This is a genomic window from Croceicoccus mobilis (assembly GCF_001661965.1).
In the GTDB taxonomy this organism is placed as follows: Bacteria; Pseudomonadota; Alphaproteobacteria; order Sphingomonadales; family Sphingomonadaceae; genus Croceicoccus; species Croceicoccus mobilis.
In genome coordinates this window covers 103,112-120,200 of record NZ_LYWZ01000024.1, presented here as the reverse complement: position 1 = coordinate 120,200, position 17,089 = coordinate 103,112, and the positions used below count along the sequence as shown (strand labels likewise).

Here is a 17,089-nt window from a genome sequence, read left to right as displayed (position 1 = left end):
TCCTTGATGTCGCAGGTCTTGCAGTGGACGCAGTTCTGCGCGTTGATCACGAATTTGGGCTCTGCGCCCTCTTCGTCGAGACCGGTATATTCATACACCCCCGCCGGGCAGTAACGCGCCGCAGGCCCGGCATAGACCGGCAGGTTGATCTTCAGCGGAACATCCGGGTCCTTGAGCTGAAGGTGGCAGGGCTGATCTTCCTCATGATTGGTGTTCGACAGGAACACGCTGGAAAGACGGTCGAAGCTGATCACGCCATCGGGCTTGGGATACTGGATCGGCTTGAACAGATCGGCGCGCATCGTCTGATCGCAGTCGCGGTGGTGCTTCATGGTGATCGGCAGGCCGATCTTCAGCGTGCGCATCCACATGTCCGCGCCCGCGATCACCGTGCCCAGCGCGCCGCCGAACTTGGCGACGGCGGGTTCGGCGTTCTTCACTTTCTTCAGTTCATCCGCGATCCAGCTCGAACGCAATGTCGTCTCGTAATCGACGACCTCGTCGCCCGCGCGCTGGGCGCCGATGGCCTCGGCCACGGCTTCGGCCGCGAGCATGCCCGATTTCATCGCGGTATGGCTGCCCTTGATGCGGGGCACATTGACGAAGCCCGCGCTGCATCCGATCAGCGCGCCGCCGGGGAAGGTGAGTTTCGGCACCGATTGCCAGCCGCCTTCGTTAATGACGCGCGCGCCATAGGAAACGCGCTTCCCGCCTTCGAGGATCGAGCGGATTTCAGGATGCTGCTTCCAGCGCTGGAATTCCTCGAACGGGAACAGATACGGGTTGGCGTAATCCAGCGCGACCACGAAGCCCAAGGCCACCTGCCCGTTGGCCTGGTGATAGAGGAAGCCGCCGCCCCACGCATCGTTTTCGCTAAGCGGCCAGCCCTGTGTGTGGAGAACGCGGCCCGGCACGTGCTTGGCGGGATCGATGTCCCACAATTCCTTCATGCCAAGGCCATAGACCTGCGGTTCGCAATTCGCCTCAAGGTCGAACTTCGCCTTCAGCTGCTTGGTCAGCGACCCGCGCGCGCCTTCGGCAAACAGCGTGTATTTGCCGTGCAGTTCCATGCCGGGCTGGTAATCGGCCTTGTGGCTGCCATCGGCGGCCACGCCCATGTCGCCGGTCGCCACGCCCTTGACCGAACCGTCATCGTTATAAAGCACCTCGGCCGCCGGGAAGCCGGGGAAGATTTCCACGCCCAACCCCTCGGCCTTTTCCGCGAGCCAGCGGCACAGGCTGCCCAGCGAACCGGTGTAATTGCCATCGTTCGACATGAAGGGCGGCATCGCCAGATGCGGCATCGCGAACTTGCCCTTGGCCGACAGCGTCCAGTGCCAGTTATCCGTCACCGGGGTCTCGGCCATCGGGCAATCGTCATCGCGCCAGTCGGGCAGCAGTTCGTCCAGCGCCTTGGGATCGACCACCGCGCCCGACAGGATATGCGCGCCGATCTCCGAACCCTTCTCAAGCACGCAGACCTCAAGATCCGCATTCACCTGCTTCAACCGGATCGCGGCGCCCAATCCCGCAACGCCGCCACCGACGATGACGACATCATAAGGCATGGATTCGCGTGTCGACATTATGGGCTCTCCATCTCTCTGCGATGTCGTACGCATGCATACGGCATTAGGCAAGGGCTGATTTGCTTTCGGATCTGTAGGGGAGGTGATTTTTGGCGGGCCGTGCCGCACGGGCATGGCTGGTGGCAACGCCAAGATCGTTGTCGCCAGTGACACTTTGCCCGCCGGCAAAGTGTCGCAAATGACAAAACTGACCTTCCAGCCAACGAAGGGATCCGCACGAGTCCCCATTCGTGCTTCATTAGGGTATGTCGCTCTCCTCAGGAGCTTTGGGTAACGAAGCGCGCTGCCATTCTGAGGAAAATAGGCGCCGGGTTACCATTACGCTGAAAATCGGATTGCATGGCGCGGATGCTTGGCTATCGCTTCGTTGAGCATATAGTGTGACGGCGTCGACTGGCCGGGACGCTGTTTTCGCTAGCCGACGCCTTTCAAGTACCCGGTCGGCTAGCCAGCCGGACGCCGAAGCCGAGGAGTAATCAGCACCGTCAACAGGGCGCAATGGCGCTTACTGTGAAGATCGATCGCACCTCCGGCACGAACATCTCGTCCTGTCCCCCGTCAGCGCCCATGGCACAAAATCAGGGTTGTAAGTTAAGGAGTGTTTTGGCTTCGTCGTAGTGACGAAGGAACGCAGATGAAGCCAAAACACCAAGTCGAATTCGGCAGCCAAACCCAGCGCGGAGGCAGTCGTTAAAGACATCAAGCGGCGTACCCGGCGGCATTTCTCGGCAGAGGACAAGATCCGCATCGTTCTGGAGGGTCTGCGCGGCGATGACAGCATTGCCGAGCTGTGCCGCAAGGAAGGTATCGCCCAGAACCTCTACTACACCTGGTCCAAGGAATTCATGGAATGGAGCTACGCCAGATGATCCGGGGGATCATCTGGCCGGTGACATGGCAAGCGCCGGCTTGCCGGCGATACCGCACGGGCCGCGACCAGCACCGAGGTGCAGGATCTGCGCCGCGAAGCGCGCGATCTGAAGGAGTGCGTCGCGGATCTCACGCTCGAAAACCGGCTGCTCAAAAAAAGCATCAGCGGGCTTGGGGACGACGAGGCATGAGATATCCCGCATCCGAGAAGCTGGAGATCATCAGGTTGGTCGAGCAATCGCACCTGCCAGCCAAGCGTACGCTGGACCAACTCGGCATTCCCCGCCGGACATTCTACCGCTGGTACGATCGCTTCCTCGAAGGCGGTCCGGAGGCACTGGAAGATCGCCCCTCTACGCCGGGCCGCGTGTGGAACCGGATCGAGGCCCGCATCCAGCACCAGATCGTCGAGATGGCGCTGGAGCACAGCGATCTCTCCCCGCGCGAACTGGCCGTACGCTTCACTGACGAGAGGCGCTACTTCGTGTCGGAAGCCAGCGTTTACAGGCTGCTAAAGGCCCATGATCTCATCACCAGCCCGGCCTATACCGTCATCAAGGCGGCGGATGAGTTCCGCGACAAGACTACCCGGCCGAACGAGATGTGGCAGACGGATTTTACTTACTTCAAGATCATCGGATGGGGCTGGATGTACCTCTCGACCGTGCTCGACGACTTCTCGCGGCTCACGTCATCGCGTGGAAGCTGTGCTCGACCATGTGCGCCAGCGATGTCACCGATACGCTCGACCTCGCGCTGGAGGCGTCAGGCTGCGACCATGCCAACGTGCTGCACAAGCCCCGGCTGCTGTCGGACAATGGGCCGAGCTACATCGCGAACGAGCTGGCCGATTATTTGGACACCAAGAACATGGCCCATGTTCGCGGCGCGCCGTTCCATCCCCAGACCCAAGGCAAGATCGAGCGCTGGCACCAGACGCTGAAGAACCGCGTGCTACTGGAAAACTATTTCCTGCCCGGTGACCTCGAATGCCAGATCGAGGCCTTCATCGAACACTACAACCACCAGCGCTACCATGAGAGCCTGGATAATGTGACGCCAGCGGATGCCTACTTCGGCAGGGCTTCTGCCGTTCTGGATCGGCGCCGAAGGATCAAACGAAAGACCATCGCCCATCGGCGCTTGCAGCACCGCAAGGTCGCCGCTTGAGATCAACCGTCCAGACGAGGCCAACACTCATCAGGCGAGCGACCAGATCTGTGCCAAATGTTCTGACGACGGACATTTGACATAATGTATATTATCATCGCAGATAGCCCGTTAGAAACGCGCCTGTCATTGGGCCAATTGTCGCTTAGCAAGCATCGCGTGGACCATCCCCACTCCTCTTTTATGGCCGAGAAGCCAGCGCGAGCCCTGCAGCCCGACTAGACTGGCTCCTTAATGCGGTCGACCTTGATGCTATCGGCCATCTCCTCGGCGCGAGCGAGATCATAGGCCGCCTGCATACGCAACAAGGTCGCTGCCGAAATGCCGAACGCCTTCTCGAACCGTATCGCCATATCGGGTGACAGCCCGGCCTTACCGTTGAGCAGATTGCTCAAAGGCGGTCGCGACACGCCAAAGCGATCGGCAAGATCGGTGACGGTAATACCGTAAGGCACCACCATCTCTTCCTTGAGCCAGGCACCAGGGTGAACGGCCAGCGCACGATGCATCTTGAGAGCCATCAGTGATAATCCTCCAGATCAAGATGGGCGATGGTCGTCTCGTCAACCTTGGTAAAAACAAGCCGCCAGTTCTTCGTGACTGTCATCGCGAACCGGCCTGACCGGTCCCCTATCAGCGCATGGAAACCATAGTTCGGCGGAATGGCGAGTTCATCAAATGAGCCGGTCGCATCGATAAAGGCCAGCATCAGGCGAAGCCGCTCCACCTCCATAAGACCCCTCGCCTTCCCTGTCGTGAAGAACTTGCGGAGGTTCTTATGATCGATGCCTTCGATCTCCATGGATTTGTAATGTCATACATTACACTCACTTCTCATTTCGGCCCCTGCCCTGCACGCTTTTGTGATGCCGTATGACCGCAATGTTGGACGATCCGGAACGGCAGGTTTCAGGGAGTGAATCGCGGAAAGCAGTCATTCCTAACGATGAGTCAGCATGTCAGCTACGCATCCCCAATTTGGCCATTGAAGCTTCGGCGCGGGCTCCCCGAAACCGGACGTCAGACCCTCTTGGCGCTCCTACGGAGCCGTTTCGGTTCGTCGCCCGCCAATGAGCCCACGCTATATTTGCTGGCGCGGAGCGATGCCGAGGCGTTGTGCGACCTGTGTGTAAAGGCCGACCACTCCGGGCATGGACAGCGTAACCGCGAGACCGAAAGGCACTGGTTCGTCGATCGGAGTGCCAGGATCCGGATCTCGCTGCACGATCAGGTCGATTGTCATGTCCGGTCCGACGATGGGCGCTTTGTCGCCCTCCCAGCACCGCATGAAGAGTGTGCCACGATTGGTCTGATTGCTATCGGGTTGAAGGCTGCGCGGGGATATACTCAAAGCGTCGGTTCCCGCCGGATCGAGCAGTTTGAGGCGGACCGAACGGTAGCTCTTTCGGCCTGGCGCCACTGGCGTGAACCATGCAAGTGTAGCTGAAAGGCTATGCGGTCGCGCCTGCCCGCTCATTACTGCAGGCACCGGTATGCGCACCGTTGCGACTCGCTCGGGTGACAGCTGACCCACCGCCCAGAACGTCGCGCGATCATCAGCGCAAGCAATGGCCTCTTCCGCATCTACGTAGCCGAAGCCGAGGAAGCGTCGGATGTTGTCCTTGATATGACTGTGATGCCCACCAACAGGTCCGATAGTTGCTTTGATCCGCGCGGCGATATCGTCCGGCCAACGGGCCGGATGAACCAGCAGCGCCTTGAGCAGGACTGCGCGCTGAATATGCGGAAGGTCAGCGAAGCCGGGATGAGCCGCTTCAAGCGCATCATGTATTCGATGGCTGGTGCGCGAAGCCAAGGCAGTCGCGCCGCTAGTTCCCCCGGAATAGGCCTCGGCCGCCTCGATCCCGCCGATACGTGGCGCCGCGACCTTAAGCCCGGTTGGCCGCGTGGACGCTGCGGGCCTTACGAAGACATGACCATCGGTTCGCACTTGTCGAAGGTGCTCGCGACCGCCGGGCATCAGGATGTCTGGTTTTACCGAGCGAGCGAAACCAGGGCCGAGCGCACTCGACGGATTTGCTGCCCGCATCTCAGGGAACGGATCTATGATGGTCCGAGCGCCGCGACGATCGGTGGCTGAGACCCAGTCGTCGTTCGACGCGCCCACGGTAACACCGTTGATCGTCTCGGAAGGTGAGAACATTCGCCGGTCGGCCATTACATTGCCGATCGCGGTTAATGTGCCGTCGCATCGGGCGCCGCCGTCTGCATCTTCAAAAGCACTGCCAGTTGCGAATGCGGGAATGCCGAAAGCTTCCTTGACGTTGCCGGCGCTCACCAGAAACAGGATGCCATAGCGATAGGCAAGACGGTCCAACAGGCGTGCCCACGCCGACAGCGCAAACTGAAAGGGACGGCGTTCATTACCGAGCGACAAATTGACGATCAGTACGCCGGGCGCGGTGGCATTGTCGCCTTCACGCATCGCGCGTACGGCCAGATAAATGATATCGACGACAAGGCGGCGGGGCGGGAACCGATCGCTTGCGCCCATGACCGGAATCATATGGACTTTTCGAGGCAGTGCCGGCGCGGGATTATTGCGGTCGCCATGTACGATGAGCGAAGCCATGGCCGTGCCGTGAACGCGCTGGTCTACCGGAGCATTGGGTTCGAGCTCAAACTGGTCGTCCACGACGAGATGGCGTGCCAGAAGCGGATGCGCGGCGACCGGAACGCCATCGAGCAATGCCAGAATGGGCTCTCGCAACTCTCCTATGTCTTCCGGCGCTCCCGCTGGCGTTGCATCTTCTATCTCGATGGTCGTGGCTAAGCTTTGCGGCCGGATGTGCATGACCGGATCGAGGCCGGCAATGCTATCGGCCGAGCGTTCGATGATTTCGCGGATCGCCCGTACCGGCAGATCTATAAGCAGCGCGTGATAGGCGATATCGGCGAGCCGCGCCCGTGAGACAATTTGACCGCCGCGCACAATCACGGCTGCCCGAACTTTCTCTTCCTGCGCGTCCGCCTGCGCTTCCGATCTCCGATAGATCAGTTCGATCTCAAGAGGGACCAGTTCATTGTCATCCCGCTCTTCGATCTCTTCGGCCAGAAAACCCGCATCAATCGGTTGGACCCGATCTTCCGGTCCCCATGGGCGCAAGTCGCGGAGAAGTTCGAAAACGCCGCGCCAGGGCGTCTCGCCAAATCGGAGCTGGTCATCATTCCAGCGCTTCCACAGAGAAAGCAGTTCGGCGAGAGCGCGTGCATCCGGCACAAGCAGATAGGCGACCGGTGCCTTGTCCTCGTCGCTCCCCAGCTCTTCTTCATCGATCAGCTCAAGGCCCGGGACTTTCTGGACGGCGGTTGCGAAATTGTTGATCGAACCGCGCACCTCGAAAACGAGCAGTCTTTCAGGGGCGAGAGCTGCCGGATCGGCGCGCAACTCAAGGCCGTTCGGATCGCGCCCAAGGGCTTGGGCAAGACGATCGAATTTTGGTGTGAAGGTGTCCCGCTGACGGTCTTTCGGAAAAGACTCAGGTGGCCTGGGAAACCTTTGCTGACCGGCGGGACGCGGTCTTGGCTGTTCTGGAGTTAGCCTTAACAGAGGCTTGGTCGGATCGCTCGGCATCTATGGATTCAGGCCGTACCCGCGATTTCCATAAATCGAGCTCCTTGGCGAGCGCGTCATCAATACTGATCTCCCCCAATCCCAATATCTGCCGACGCCGTACATTCTGGCAAAGGTCGAGCGCTTCGGCGTAGCTGATCGAACCTAGGCGAGTGGCGAGCTTCTGCATGGGCATCTTCGGTGCCTCGGGCCAGCCACAAACGATCCGATCCAGAAATATCTCCAGAAGCTTGCGATCCGGTTCCGGGAAGGCCAACCGCATTTGGAAACGGCGCCACACGGCGCGATCAAGCAGCTCCGCATGATTTGTAGCGGCAATCACGATCACATAGGGTGGCAACTGATCCAACTGCATGAGCAGGAAGGAGACGACTCGCTTGATCTCTCCGGTCTCATGCGTGTCGCCACGCTCCTTGCCGATCGCGTCGAACTCGTCGAAGAACAGAACGCTCGGCTGTGTCCTCACATAATCGAACAGCTTGCGCAGACGCGCATTGGTTTCGCCAAGATAGCTGCCGATCAGGGCGTCATAGCGCACAACGAAGAAAGGCAGAGCCAGAGACTCTGCTACGGCTTCGGCGAAGGATGTCTTGCCGTTTCCGGGAGGTCCGGACAGCAAGATGCGGTGGCGCGGTTCATAAGCATGTGCCCGCAGTACATCGGCGCGCATATGCTCTTCGATGAGTTGTCGCCCATTTTCGCGTGCGGGAAGTGAGAGCAGCAGATCATCGAACCGGACTTTCGGTTCCACTTCGAGAATAGTATCGCGGCCCGGGCCGATCTGTGGCTGCGAGGTCGTGAGCGGTGGTGGCGTTACTGGAACCGTTGATAGAGCGCGTTCCAGACGATCCGCAAGAATATGATGTTTCTTAGCGCGTTCGTCGGCGACTATGGCCTCGGTAGCTGCACGCAGCGTCTCGCGATCGCCAGCAACGCTGGCGCGAACGAGCGAGACGAGGTGATCAGCGCGTGCCATTTTTCTCCTTTTCAATCCGATAATTCACCGCGCCAATTCGACACATCGTGAATCTAGCCAAATTTTCCGTCGCTGTAATCAACTAATCTCGGTGGCTTCCCCGACTTGGTCAGCGCCATGACGCTCCCGCAGCTGGGCCGACAATCATGCCGTTGTCCATGAGCACCTGAATGTTGGGCAGCTTTAGACATGCTAAATCGAAGCAAGGAATGGCCCCATTGTCGGCGAAAGTCGCTTGGCTCGACGGGGTGCGGGGCTGTCAGCATGGTATTAATTCAATTCAGTGTCAGGTCGATGTGGCATTCAAGACCATCAGGCAAGAAACTCAGTTTGACAGTCCCGTTCGCGGCGACCGCTTTCGACATCAATTTCGTCCCAAAGCCACTGATATCTTCCTCGCCCACCAAAGGTCCTCCACGCTCTTTCCAGTTGATGGCGATGCTAGCTAACGATCGTTCAATTCTGACTTCGACGTAACCCGTTTCATTGGAAAGCGCTCCGTAACGGGTCGCGTTTGTGAGCAGTTCATGAAAAACCAGACCTAACCCCTGCACGGCGGGTGCCGATAAGGCCATCTCACGTTTCACGTAGACCTGGATCCGGCTCACTTGAACGTCAAATGCCGACAATTCTTGTTTCAATACTCGGCTTGGCACCATCTCGTCGGTGCAACCATCAACTAGCAACCGGTGGGTTCGGGCCAAGGCGCCAACCCTGCCGTCCAGCGCATGGGCGAATGGCTGAACGTCATTTGCATCTCGAGCCGACATTCTGATCATTGACCCGATCACGGCCAGCATATTTCCCACCCTGTGGTTCAACTCCTCGGTAAAGAGTTGAAGCCGAGCTTCCTTTTGTTTGGTACCTGTTATGTCCATGACGTGGCCGATCATTTTTACCACGTTGCCATCGTCGTCCTGCAAGGGACGTCCTGCGGCTTTGATCCAGCGTATGTCGCCAATGGCAGTCCTGATCTGGGTTTCGAAGAACCATTCCTGACATTTTTCGACGGCTGCCATTTGCAGATTATCGACCCGCGCTCGGTCTTCTGGAACAACGTGCTCGAGAAACTGATCGTAGGTCCATGCTGAAAGCGGCTCAGCATAGCCGAATATGCTGTCGTGAACCCTGTTTCTCACAGCGCTCCTGGAGCGCAAATCAAGCTCCCAGATGCCGATCTGACTCGTTTCAATGACAAGCCGCAAGTGGTCGGCACTTCGCTCCTCAAATGGCTGCAAATCGGGCATATGGGCAGTCTAGGCGAGCAGATGAGCACTGTCATCTAGCCATTCTCTCCGCGAGGTGGGCCCGCCACCCCGAGATCGTCAGCGATCAGAGCATCCTCCGCTTTGGGCATTCCAGTTAATGTAGAAGCAAAGGGGGGGTGGTAGGGCCGGTTCGACCAATGGATGGCGCCAATCATTTGCACCAATTCGCATACGTTCGTTCGGCTCTCGGCTTCGTTTCAGCCATAATCCGCCGTGTGAATGTAGGGCAGGTTTTCAACGGTCGCTTTCGATGCTTTGAATGTCGGTTGTGTCGGCGAAAGCGGCTTACTGCGAATCTAATTGACAAGGATTAGATAGATGTCCGGCGCCGGTGATCGCTGAATTTTTCGCCACCCAAAGCATTGGTGCGCATGCCATTGACTTTCTATGGCTTGCAAAGCTTGCAGCCTGCCCGGCGGCTTCGCGCACGGCCTCGCTTATGGTGCATTGTCATCTCCAATTTCTAGGACTGCAAAGCAGGCAAGGCCGATCAAAAGCATCTCGTGATAGCGACGCGCTATATAATACCATACATCAGATTGGCGCTGGAAAGCAGTGTCCCTGCCTAACTAACGTGATCGCCGCCTGACATACCACGCAATCGCCACCGGCAGGGCCAATGCCATCGCAATCGGCATTGTCAGCGATAGGATGGCAAAGGTCCAGTTCTGCCAATTCGATGCACGCTCGTGGGCGAACTGTTCAACCTGAAATACGACCTGGATAACACCCGAAACGCCCAGAATGCCGAACAACAGGTTGAGCAGCCTCTCCTGACTCTGCTCGTGTTGGTCGTCCTTCTCACGCTGCCTGCGATTCAAGTCCCGGACGTCCTCCTCAAGCGCCGCCAGTGCACCCTGATAGGCCTCCTTCAGACGTGAAGTTCCGCGCAACAGTTCCAGTTCTTCAAAGACATCGCGCTCGGTATCGTAGCGAAACGGGTTGCGATAACGATGCCGCTCATATTTCTCGAACGCATCACGGCGAACGGAGTTGATCTGCGCTTCCGCCTCGGCAAAGCTGCCGCTGTCGATCTTCGACTGGATTTCGTCGATCGCCCTGAAAGTCGCCTCCTCCTGCTCGCGGGTCAGCGCTTCGTTATGCATCGCAAGTGCGTGAATCAGGAACGCATAGGGGCAGGTGCCGATGTGATCGTTGCCAACCTCCAGAGTGCGCGATCGAGGGACGAAGGTGATCATCGCCCGAGGATTGGCGAAGCGGACGAAAAAGCCCTCCTCTTCCTGCTCTTCCGATTTTGGATAGATGGGATCCAGGCTGTCGAGCACCTCGCTCGCTTCCTGATTGGTGAAATCGATGATGTTCTGGTTGAAGCCTGCAAGAAAGAGGTAGGCTAACCGGGTCTCTGCTGGCCGGCTGCGCTGTCGGCGTACGCTGCGCCAGTAGTCAGGGCCCAGAAGGACATGTGGCGACGACGCCTTCAGGGCCTTCTGCTGCGCGATCAATTCCGGATATTGGCGGAACTGGGCATCGGGCACGCGGGTGCGGCGCTTCATCAACACGCCATTTTCGACAGGTTCGATCAGTTCAAAGAATTGGCGGTCGTGAAAATAGAAACTGGACCGATTGGCAGGAACCGTCAGGCCCGGCATCTCGATCGAAGGAACATTTTCGACCGCCTCGGTGAACCCCGGCAGGGCAATGTTACAATCCCTTTCCAGCCTGTCACGATCCGCCCGATAGCATTCGGCCACGAAATCCCAGAACGGCACGGCTTGAGCTTCACCCGCTGCCCGCGTGACGGTTAATCCCACCAATGCATCGAGACCTTCTGGGCCCCGTGCGGGATCGAATTCCTTGGGCCACGCCAGTTTCTGCAGGAGCGATAGGAAGTAATAGGTCGCAGGCACGGTCCCTGCCCCTTCGGCTGCAAGGTCGACTCCATAGCGATACTCGAAACCAAGGTTCCAGCTGAAGGCTCCGTCAGGATAACGATACCAGAAGCGGCGGAGGGAAATTTTACGGTTGCGGCGTTCCGGTTCGATCGCAACGGCAAAGGCACTGCCTTCCGTCATCCATTCGACAAGGCTAGGCATGGCAAAGTCGAGCGTTTCCGCCGGACCCGCGCAAAACAGGAGATCAGGCACTTTCTGCTGGCGTGATCGATCAGCGATATCGTTGAACAGAGGGTCGATCGCCTGGCTGAGTGCCAAAGAGCGATCGCATTGGGATCCGTCCGGCACGTGCCCGATGCGGGATCGCGGCAGATAGAACGACAAGGTCCAGTAGAGCGTTCGGTCTTCAGCCGCCGATCTCACCGCTGCCATCTTCTGGATCAAGTGAAGTTCCCCCGATATTCAGTGATGAAGCGGGTCAGACCGCCCTCAGCCGCAATCACCTCGCGCCAGTGCCAATATTGAATCGCATTGCGGCCAGTTCGTCCTGTCACTGGATAGCTTATCCAGTGCTGGTCCGATGTTCAGAAGATCGATCATCTCGCCTGCTTCGGCGCGGACACGCAAATCTTCCAGCTGAGCCGAGGCGATCGGATCGCTGGTTGGGTCCCGCCCCTTGAGCACTGAAATCTGAAAGAAGCTTCGCAAATGATCGTGGAGAAAACGCGCAGACATTTGTGGCCCGCTGAAGCCTAGGACCGAATAGACCAGCGCATCCTCGGCAGCCTGATCTGCCGATAGGGCCGGCTGCACATAGTCAAAATCAACGGCCCGTGCGCCAAGATGCTGCCAAAGCCGAAGTCGCTCGACCTGATCGGTCCCGCCCCTTTCGTTGTCTTGAGCATATTCCGCTTCGGTCATGCGAAGAGGATCATTCTGTTCAATGAAGATCGCGGGGGAACCCGCCCGATCGCCCAAGGCCCGAGAAGACAACTGTGCCACGACCGACAACAGCAGGCGTGCGTATCCGCGACCTCGTACCGATTGGTCAACGAACAGATAGTTCAGCGCAACCGCAGTGGGCGGATGACCGGTTAGCGGCTGTATGGCCGTTGCCAGGAAATTTGCCCCTCCCAGCAAAGTTCCGTCGTTATCCTCGAGAACTGCGATCATTTCGCAGTGGGATGGCGGGTCGGAACATGTGTTGCCTGCATTCATGCCGAGGCAGGCTCGAAACCCCTCAATATCCTCTTTCTCGTCGGGGAGCACGAAAGCCCGTTCATAGGCCTCGAAGAACCGATCGACGATTGGCGATAAGGCCCGGGTCGTTGCGCTGACACGCAACCCGCCTTCCAACCCCAGTACCCAAGCTTCATCGGAATCGGGAATGGGCTGATCGACCTGCATAAGTGACTATTAGCCTTCATTCGAAAACGTGTCAGCCTCACTGTCGCTGCATTCGTCACGAGGTATGCGCTTACCGGTACCCAGCCACCACTTGCTTAGTGAACAGGGCCGGACCGCTTGCCAAATCAGCTTGCACCTCTAAGCTTGCAGAATGGGTCCGACAGATCACAGCTTGCGATACATGGCATATTGCCAGCCCCCCGCGAAACCGGGGCAGTTGCTGGGTCTTTGGCTGATGATCGCGGTGGTCGTGCTGTCGGCACTGCCGACACAGGCACAGCCGCGCAGCCGGATTGTCGGATCGGCATTCGACCCCGGTTCGGTGTCCGTCCTGGTCAAGGCGCGCGACGAACATCCTGCCGCCAAATCCGAACAGAGACGCAAACAGGACCCCGATCAGGCTTCGGGCCCGGCGGTGCCTGTATCGTCGGTCACTGCGGCCCTGGCAGTTACCACAGGTCCAGCTCGCGATGAGATTGCCTCCGGATCGGCACCTCCAAGCGCACCGCGCCTGACAGCCAATCCGCCGCGGGCACCACCTTCCGACAAGGCCTGATACCGGCAAGACCTCACCGTCCTGCCGGATGATCGCGCACCCTGCTGTGGCTCGCGCGATAGCCCCTCTATATCCGCCGCACACTGTTTAAGGGGTTCGACGCCCCCTATCGGCAGTAGCGGCATACCGTCTCCTATCTGGCAGGAGATTATATTGCCCCATTATACGCCCCTGATCGGCACCATCGTTGCCGGTCTCGTCACTGCATTCGTCATGGGTGCCATTGCCCAGCGCCTGCGCATTTCACCGATCGCGGGCTATCTGTTCGCGGGCGTTCTGATCGGTCCGTTCACTCCCGGCTTCGTCGCCGATATCTCGCTGGCGAACGAGCTGGCCGAAATCGGCGTGATCCTGCTGATGTTCGGGGTCGGGCTGCATTTCTCACTGCGGGACCTGTTGTCGGTCAGGAAGATCGCGGTCCCCGGTGCTTTGGTTCAGATCGTAACCGCCACGCTGCTCGGCCTCGGCCTTGCGCACTGGATGGGCTGGCCGCTGATCGCGGGCCTGATCTTCGGCCTTGCGCTTTCGGTCGCCAGCACGGTCGTGCTGCTGCGGGCCATCCAGTCGCGTGATCTGGTCAATACCGATCGCGGACGGATCGCGGTAGGCTGGCTGATCGTCGAGGATCTGGCGATGGTCGTCGCGCTTGTCCTGCTGCCGCCCGTGGCGCAATTGATGGAGGGCGGCGGTTCGGCGGCGGGCATCGTCGCCGTTCTGGGACTGACCACCGTGAAGGTCGGTGGTTTTGTCGCCTTTATGCTGATCGTGGGGCGGCGGCTGATCCCGTCGGGCCTGCACTGGGTCGCGCATAGCGGTTCGCGTGAATTATTCCGTCTGGCGGTACTGGCCATCGCGCTGGGCGTGGCTTTTGGCGCGGCGCATATCTTTGGCGTGTCCTTTGCGCTGGGCGCGTTTTTCGCAGGCATGATCCTTGGCGAAACCCCGCTCAGCAAGCGGGCCGCAGAGGAGACGCTGCCGCTGCGCGATGCCTTTGCCGTGCTGTTCTTCGTGTCAGTGGGTATGCTTTTCGACCCGTCGGTGATCGTGGCACAGCCGCTGCCCTTGCTGGCCACGGTGGCGATCATCCTGCTGGGCAAATCGCTGGCTGCCTATGCCATCACCCGCGCCTTCGGCTATGAAAACCGCACGGCGCTGACGGTATCGATCAGCCTCGCGCAGATCGGCGAATTCTCGTTCATTCTTGCCGGTCTGGGCACCGATCTTGGCGTCCTGCCGGACGAGGCACGCGACCTGATCCTTGCGGGCGCCATTCTGTCGATCTTTGCCAATCCGATCCTGTTTACGCTGGTATCGAACCACATCGCGGGCGGCGTGCATTCGCAACGCTCTGCCAACGGTGCGCAAAGCAAGCAGGTGGAACGGATCATCCTGGTCGGCCATGGCCGCGTCGGCAGCCTGTTGGCCCGCGACCTGCGTCCGGCCGACCGGCACATTCTGGTCATCGAAGATCGGCCCGAAACCGCCGGGGCCGCCTCGCAAGAAGGGTATGAGGTCATCATCGGCAATGCCGTCAACTGGCAAGTGTTAGCCGAAGCCCACATCGAAAGCGCCGATGTGCTGATCATCGCAATCCCCGAGGGATACGAGGCGGGAGCTATCGCCGAGACGGCGCGCGGAATGAACCCCGCGATCACCATTGTGGCCCGCGCCCATTCGGAACAGGAAGTGAAACATCTGGAACGGCTGGGCGTCGATCACATCATCATGGGCGAGCGCGAGATTGCCCGAGGCCTATTCAACCATATGCGCCAGCGGCGGGAAACCGCCTGAACCTGTTGGCGGCAGGCATCCCCCAGCTGCCGCCGGAACGGCGTGCCCAATTCCCTCTTCCCATGGGCACGCCGTTCCATCTCCATCAACCGATACCGCTGCCCCACAACAGGAAGCCTGCCAGCGGTATTCCCACGAATATGCCCAGAAAGACCGCCGCGTTGCGCAGGTCCCTCAGGCCAAAGCTGTCGATATGATCGCTACGGAACTGGCGATATTGCGGGGCGATATCCTCCTCGGATGCCAGCATCGCGACATCCATGGCGGTCGCTTCCGTGCGGAACCAGCGCAGCACGCGCTGCAACTCGGCGTCGGTCAGATCGGGGTATCGGGCAAGGATGGCGGCAATTTCGGCACGCAGCATTATGCACGCCTGTTGGCGCGTTGTTTCGTCGGTCATTTTTCACCTGATGAACGATTGGGATCATGGCCCGACCGTGCGGGCCCGTTCGATCAGATGCGTGGTGGTCCCCGTGCCCGGTTGGCCCGCGGGGCGGACTGGCGCAGATCGCCTGCCCGCGATGGGAACCAGAGGCTTTGCCCGTCCGCATCCGCACCGGCAGAGACAGAGCCGGTATGGAACGGCACGGTCGCCTTGCCGCCACCGCCCTTTTTGAAATCGTCGGCACGCAATGCATTTTGCACGGCGGGCATGATTGCCTTGTGCCATTCCAGCGGTCCGCCCGCTGTCGCGCCGTGCTCACCCGTTCCAGCAATGGCAACAGGCTGCCCCGCTTGCGCGGGTGCCGCAGCCGCCATTGCCAGCGCAAGCAGCGCGAGCAAGCGGAACATGGAATGGATCAGAAGTCGCACGCGAAACCCATCTGACGAAATGGGGGCTCGCGCAAGCTGATGAATGAAGGACGCCTATCGAATTGCGGATTAAGCACAGGGAACGACCGCTATGTTGGCGCAGCTGGCCAAGAAACCCGGGTGCCCGGACGTGCGCTTTCGCAGTTTTTTAGCCAAAAAAGCGGGCGGTCCGCAAAGGACCATTGCCGTAATCAACTCCATTGAGCTGCTTGGACCGTGCTACTCGCTTGACAGCGATCATCCACTATCCGGTGGTTTTCAGTAGCTTTAGAAAACTACCCTTTCTCGCCAGCACATCGACAAGGGTATAGCGGTCAAGCACACCGAGAAACGCGCTCAAGGCTTCGTCCAACACGCTGGTCAGGCCGCAGGCCGGAGCGATGATGCAATCTGCACATCCGACGAGGTCGAAATCGTCCTCCGTATGGCGGATCAACTGGCCAACATTGATGCTGCTGGCTTCGCGCGCCAGCCGGATCCCTCCAGCACGTCCCCTGACGCTGACCAGATATCCTTCGTGCACCAGGTCGCTCACCACCTTCATGAGATGGTTTTGCGAGATTCCGTAGGCGCGGGCGATCTCGGCGATCGAGCAAAGGTCATCGGGGCGTGCGCCCAGATAGAGCAGCACGCGCATGGCATAATCTGTGTAGCGTGTCAGACGCATTGCCCGGCTTCCAATTTCGTTTGCCAAAAATGATGCATCTATATTGCATGTTTAATTACGTCCGAATAGATGCATTGCAAATGCATGTTTTGGAGTCGGAGCATGGGAACCGCAAAAATCGACGAGGCCAGCCTGCGGAATACCGTTGAGGCCTTCTACGCGCGGGTCAGGGAGGACGAGCAACTTGGCCCCCTGTTCAATGATGCGATCGACGACTGGCCAGAGCATCTGGACCGGCTGGCAGCCTTCTGGTCGTCGGTTATGCTGGGGACCGGTCGCTACAAGGGACAGCCCGTTCCCGCCCATCTCAGGCACCGAGACCAGATGAGCCCGGAACTGTTCGAGCGCTGGCTCGAAATCTGGGCCCGGGCAACCGATGAGACGATGCCCCCTTCTGCCGCCCGCGCCCTGCAGGAAAAGGCACGGCGGATTGCCCAAAGCCTTCAGCTTGCCCTCTTCTTCCGGCTCGACACGGACGCGCCGTCGCGGGCTCCTCGCGCGGCGGTCGAGGCGAACTGAGCCACAAAGATTCCC

The 17,089-nt window shown here is 59.4% G+C and carries 14 protein-coding genes and 1 pseudogene; 3 read left to right on the top strand and 12 right to left on the bottom strand.

All coding sequences use genetic code 11. The features are described from left to right. Nucleotides 1-1,586 (bottom strand): electron transfer flavoprotein-ubiquinone oxidoreductase (locus A9D13_RS14180; RefSeq protein WP_066775020.1); only part of this gene is annotated, 1,586 nt, incomplete at its 3' end. A 701-nt stretch (nt 1,587-2,287) separates the two neighbouring features. Here A9D13_RS14180 and A9D13_RS14170 point away from each other — a divergent pair. Continuing rightward, nucleotides 2,288-3,629, top strand: a pseudogene (locus A9D13_RS14170) (IS3 family transposase). A gap of 218 nt (nt 3,630-3,847) precedes the next feature. On the opposite strand, the gene A9D13_RS14165 reads toward A9D13_RS14170, so the two are convergent. The 8 genes from A9D13_RS14165 to A9D13_RS20575 form a co-directional block, all read right to left on the bottom strand. After that, nucleotides 3,848-4,150, bottom strand: coding sequence for a HigA family addiction module antitoxin (locus tag A9D13_RS14165; RefSeq protein ID WP_066775017.1), 303 nt, complete (start codon nt 4,148-4,150; stop codon nt 3,848-3,850). Continuing rightward, nucleotides 4,150-4,431, bottom strand: a complete 282-nt coding sequence (locus A9D13_RS14160) for a type II toxin-antitoxin system RelE/ParE family toxin (RefSeq protein ID WP_066775014.1) — start codon at nt 4,429-4,431, stop codon at nt 4,150-4,152. The genes A9D13_RS14165 and A9D13_RS14160 overlap by 1 nt, the downstream gene beginning before the upstream one ends. A gap of 279 nt (nt 4,432-4,710) precedes the next feature. After that, nucleotides 4,711-7,038: a S8 family peptidase gene (locus A9D13_RS14155; RefSeq protein WP_066775010.1), complete on the bottom strand. Its 2,328-nt coding sequence runs from the start codon at nt 7,036-7,038 to the stop codon at nt 4,711-4,713. Nucleotides 7,039-7,129: 91 nt separating this feature from the next. Next, nucleotides 7,130-8,200: an AAA family ATPase gene (locus tag A9D13_RS14150; RefSeq protein ID WP_066775007.1), complete on the bottom strand. Its 1,071-nt coding sequence runs from the start codon at nt 8,198-8,200 to the stop codon at nt 7,130-7,132. 275 nt (nt 8,201-8,475) lie between these two features. Then, on the bottom strand, nt 8,476-9,447 hold the full coding sequence (locus A9D13_RS14145) for an HWE histidine kinase domain-containing protein (protein ID WP_066775004.1): 972 nt from the start codon (nt 9,445-9,447) through the stop codon (nt 8,476-8,478). Nucleotides 9,448-10,037: 590 nt separating this feature from the next. Continuing rightward, the gene (locus A9D13_RS14140) at nt 10,038-11,765 is read right to left on the bottom strand and encodes a hypothetical protein (protein ID WP_066775001.1); all 1,728 of its coding nucleotides are present in this window, start codon (nt 11,763-11,765) and stop codon (nt 10,038-10,040) included. Nucleotides 11,766-11,810: 45 nt separating this feature from the next. Continuing rightward, on the bottom strand, nt 11,811-12,728 hold the full coding sequence (locus tag A9D13_RS14135) for a GNAT family N-acetyltransferase (RefSeq protein ID WP_066774998.1): 918 nt from the start codon (nt 12,726-12,728) through the stop codon (nt 11,811-11,813). Between the two features lie 165 nt (nt 12,729-12,893). Next, nucleotides 12,894-13,067 (bottom strand): hypothetical protein, encoded by a 174-nt coding sequence (locus A9D13_RS20575; RefSeq protein WP_156522086.1) that lies wholly within the window; start codon nt 13,065-13,067, stop codon nt 12,894-12,896. A gap of 370 nt (nt 13,068-13,437) precedes the next feature. Here A9D13_RS20575 and A9D13_RS14125 point away from each other — a divergent pair, with 370 nt between their 5' ends. Then, on the top strand, nt 13,438-15,075 hold the full coding sequence (locus tag A9D13_RS14125) for a cation:proton antiporter domain-containing protein (protein ID WP_066774993.1): 1,638 nt from the start codon (nt 13,438-13,440) through the stop codon (nt 15,073-15,075). A gap of 85 nt (nt 15,076-15,160) precedes the next feature. Here A9D13_RS14125 and A9D13_RS14120 read toward each other — a convergent pair whose 3' ends face one another. The 3 genes from A9D13_RS14120 to A9D13_RS14110 form a co-directional block, all read right to left on the bottom strand. Next, on the bottom strand, nt 15,161-15,439 hold the full coding sequence (locus tag A9D13_RS14120; protein ID WP_156522085.1) for a hypothetical protein: 279 nt from the start codon (nt 15,437-15,439) through the stop codon (nt 15,161-15,163). Between the two features lie 89 nt (nt 15,440-15,528). Then, nucleotides 15,529-15,888 carry a hypothetical protein gene (locus A9D13_RS14115; protein ID WP_156522084.1) on the bottom strand — a complete coding sequence of 120 codons (360 nt, stop codon included), beginning with the start codon at nt 15,886-15,888 and terminating at the stop codon, nt 15,529-15,531. A 244-nt stretch (nt 15,889-16,132) separates the two neighbouring features. Continuing rightward, entirely contained in the window at nt 16,133-16,555 is a 423-nt protein-coding gene (locus A9D13_RS14110; protein WP_066774985.1) for an RrF2 family transcriptional regulator, read from the bottom strand. Between the two features lie 102 nt (nt 16,556-16,657). Here A9D13_RS14110 and A9D13_RS14105 point away from each other — a divergent pair, with 102 nt between their 5' ends. After that, the gene (locus A9D13_RS14105; RefSeq protein WP_066774982.1) at nt 16,658-17,074 is read left to right on the top strand and encodes a group III truncated hemoglobin; all 417 of its coding nucleotides are present in this window, start codon (nt 16,658-16,660) and stop codon (nt 17,072-17,074) included. Nucleotides 17,075-17,089 lie beyond the last annotated feature (15 nt).

Bases quoted from the DNA above. Each gene is read 5' to 3' on its own strand.
- A9D13_RS14165 (WP_066775017.1), bottom strand. From the start codon at position 4,150: ATGGCTCTCAAGATGCATCGTGCGCTGGCCGTTCACCCTGGTGCCTGG.
- A9D13_RS14160 (WP_066775014.1), bottom strand. From the start codon at position 4,431: ATGGAGATCGAAGGCATCGATCATAAGAACCTCCGCAAGTTCTTCACG.
- A9D13_RS14150 (WP_066775007.1), bottom strand. From the start codon at position 8,200: ATGGCACGCGCTGATCACCTCGTCTCGCTCGTTCGCGCCAGCGTTGCT.
- A9D13_RS14145 (WP_066775004.1), bottom strand. From the start codon at position 9,447: ATGCCCGATTTGCAGCCATTTGAGGAGCGAAGTGCCGACCACTTGCGG.
- A9D13_RS14135 (WP_066774998.1), bottom strand. From the start codon at position 12,728: ATGCAGGTCGATCAGCCCATTCCCGATTCCGATGAAGCTTGGGTACTG.
- A9D13_RS14120 (WP_156522085.1), bottom strand. From the start codon at position 15,439: ATGCTGCGTGCCGAAATTGCCGCCATCCTTGCCCGATACCCCGATCTG.
- A9D13_RS14110 (WP_066774985.1), bottom strand. From the start codon at position 16,555: ATGCGTCTGACACGCTACACAGATTATGCCATGCGCGTGCTGCTCTAT.
- A9D13_RS14105 (WP_066774982.1), top strand. From the start codon at position 16,658: ATGGGAACCGCAAAAATCGACGAGGCCAGCCTGCGGAATACCGTTGAG.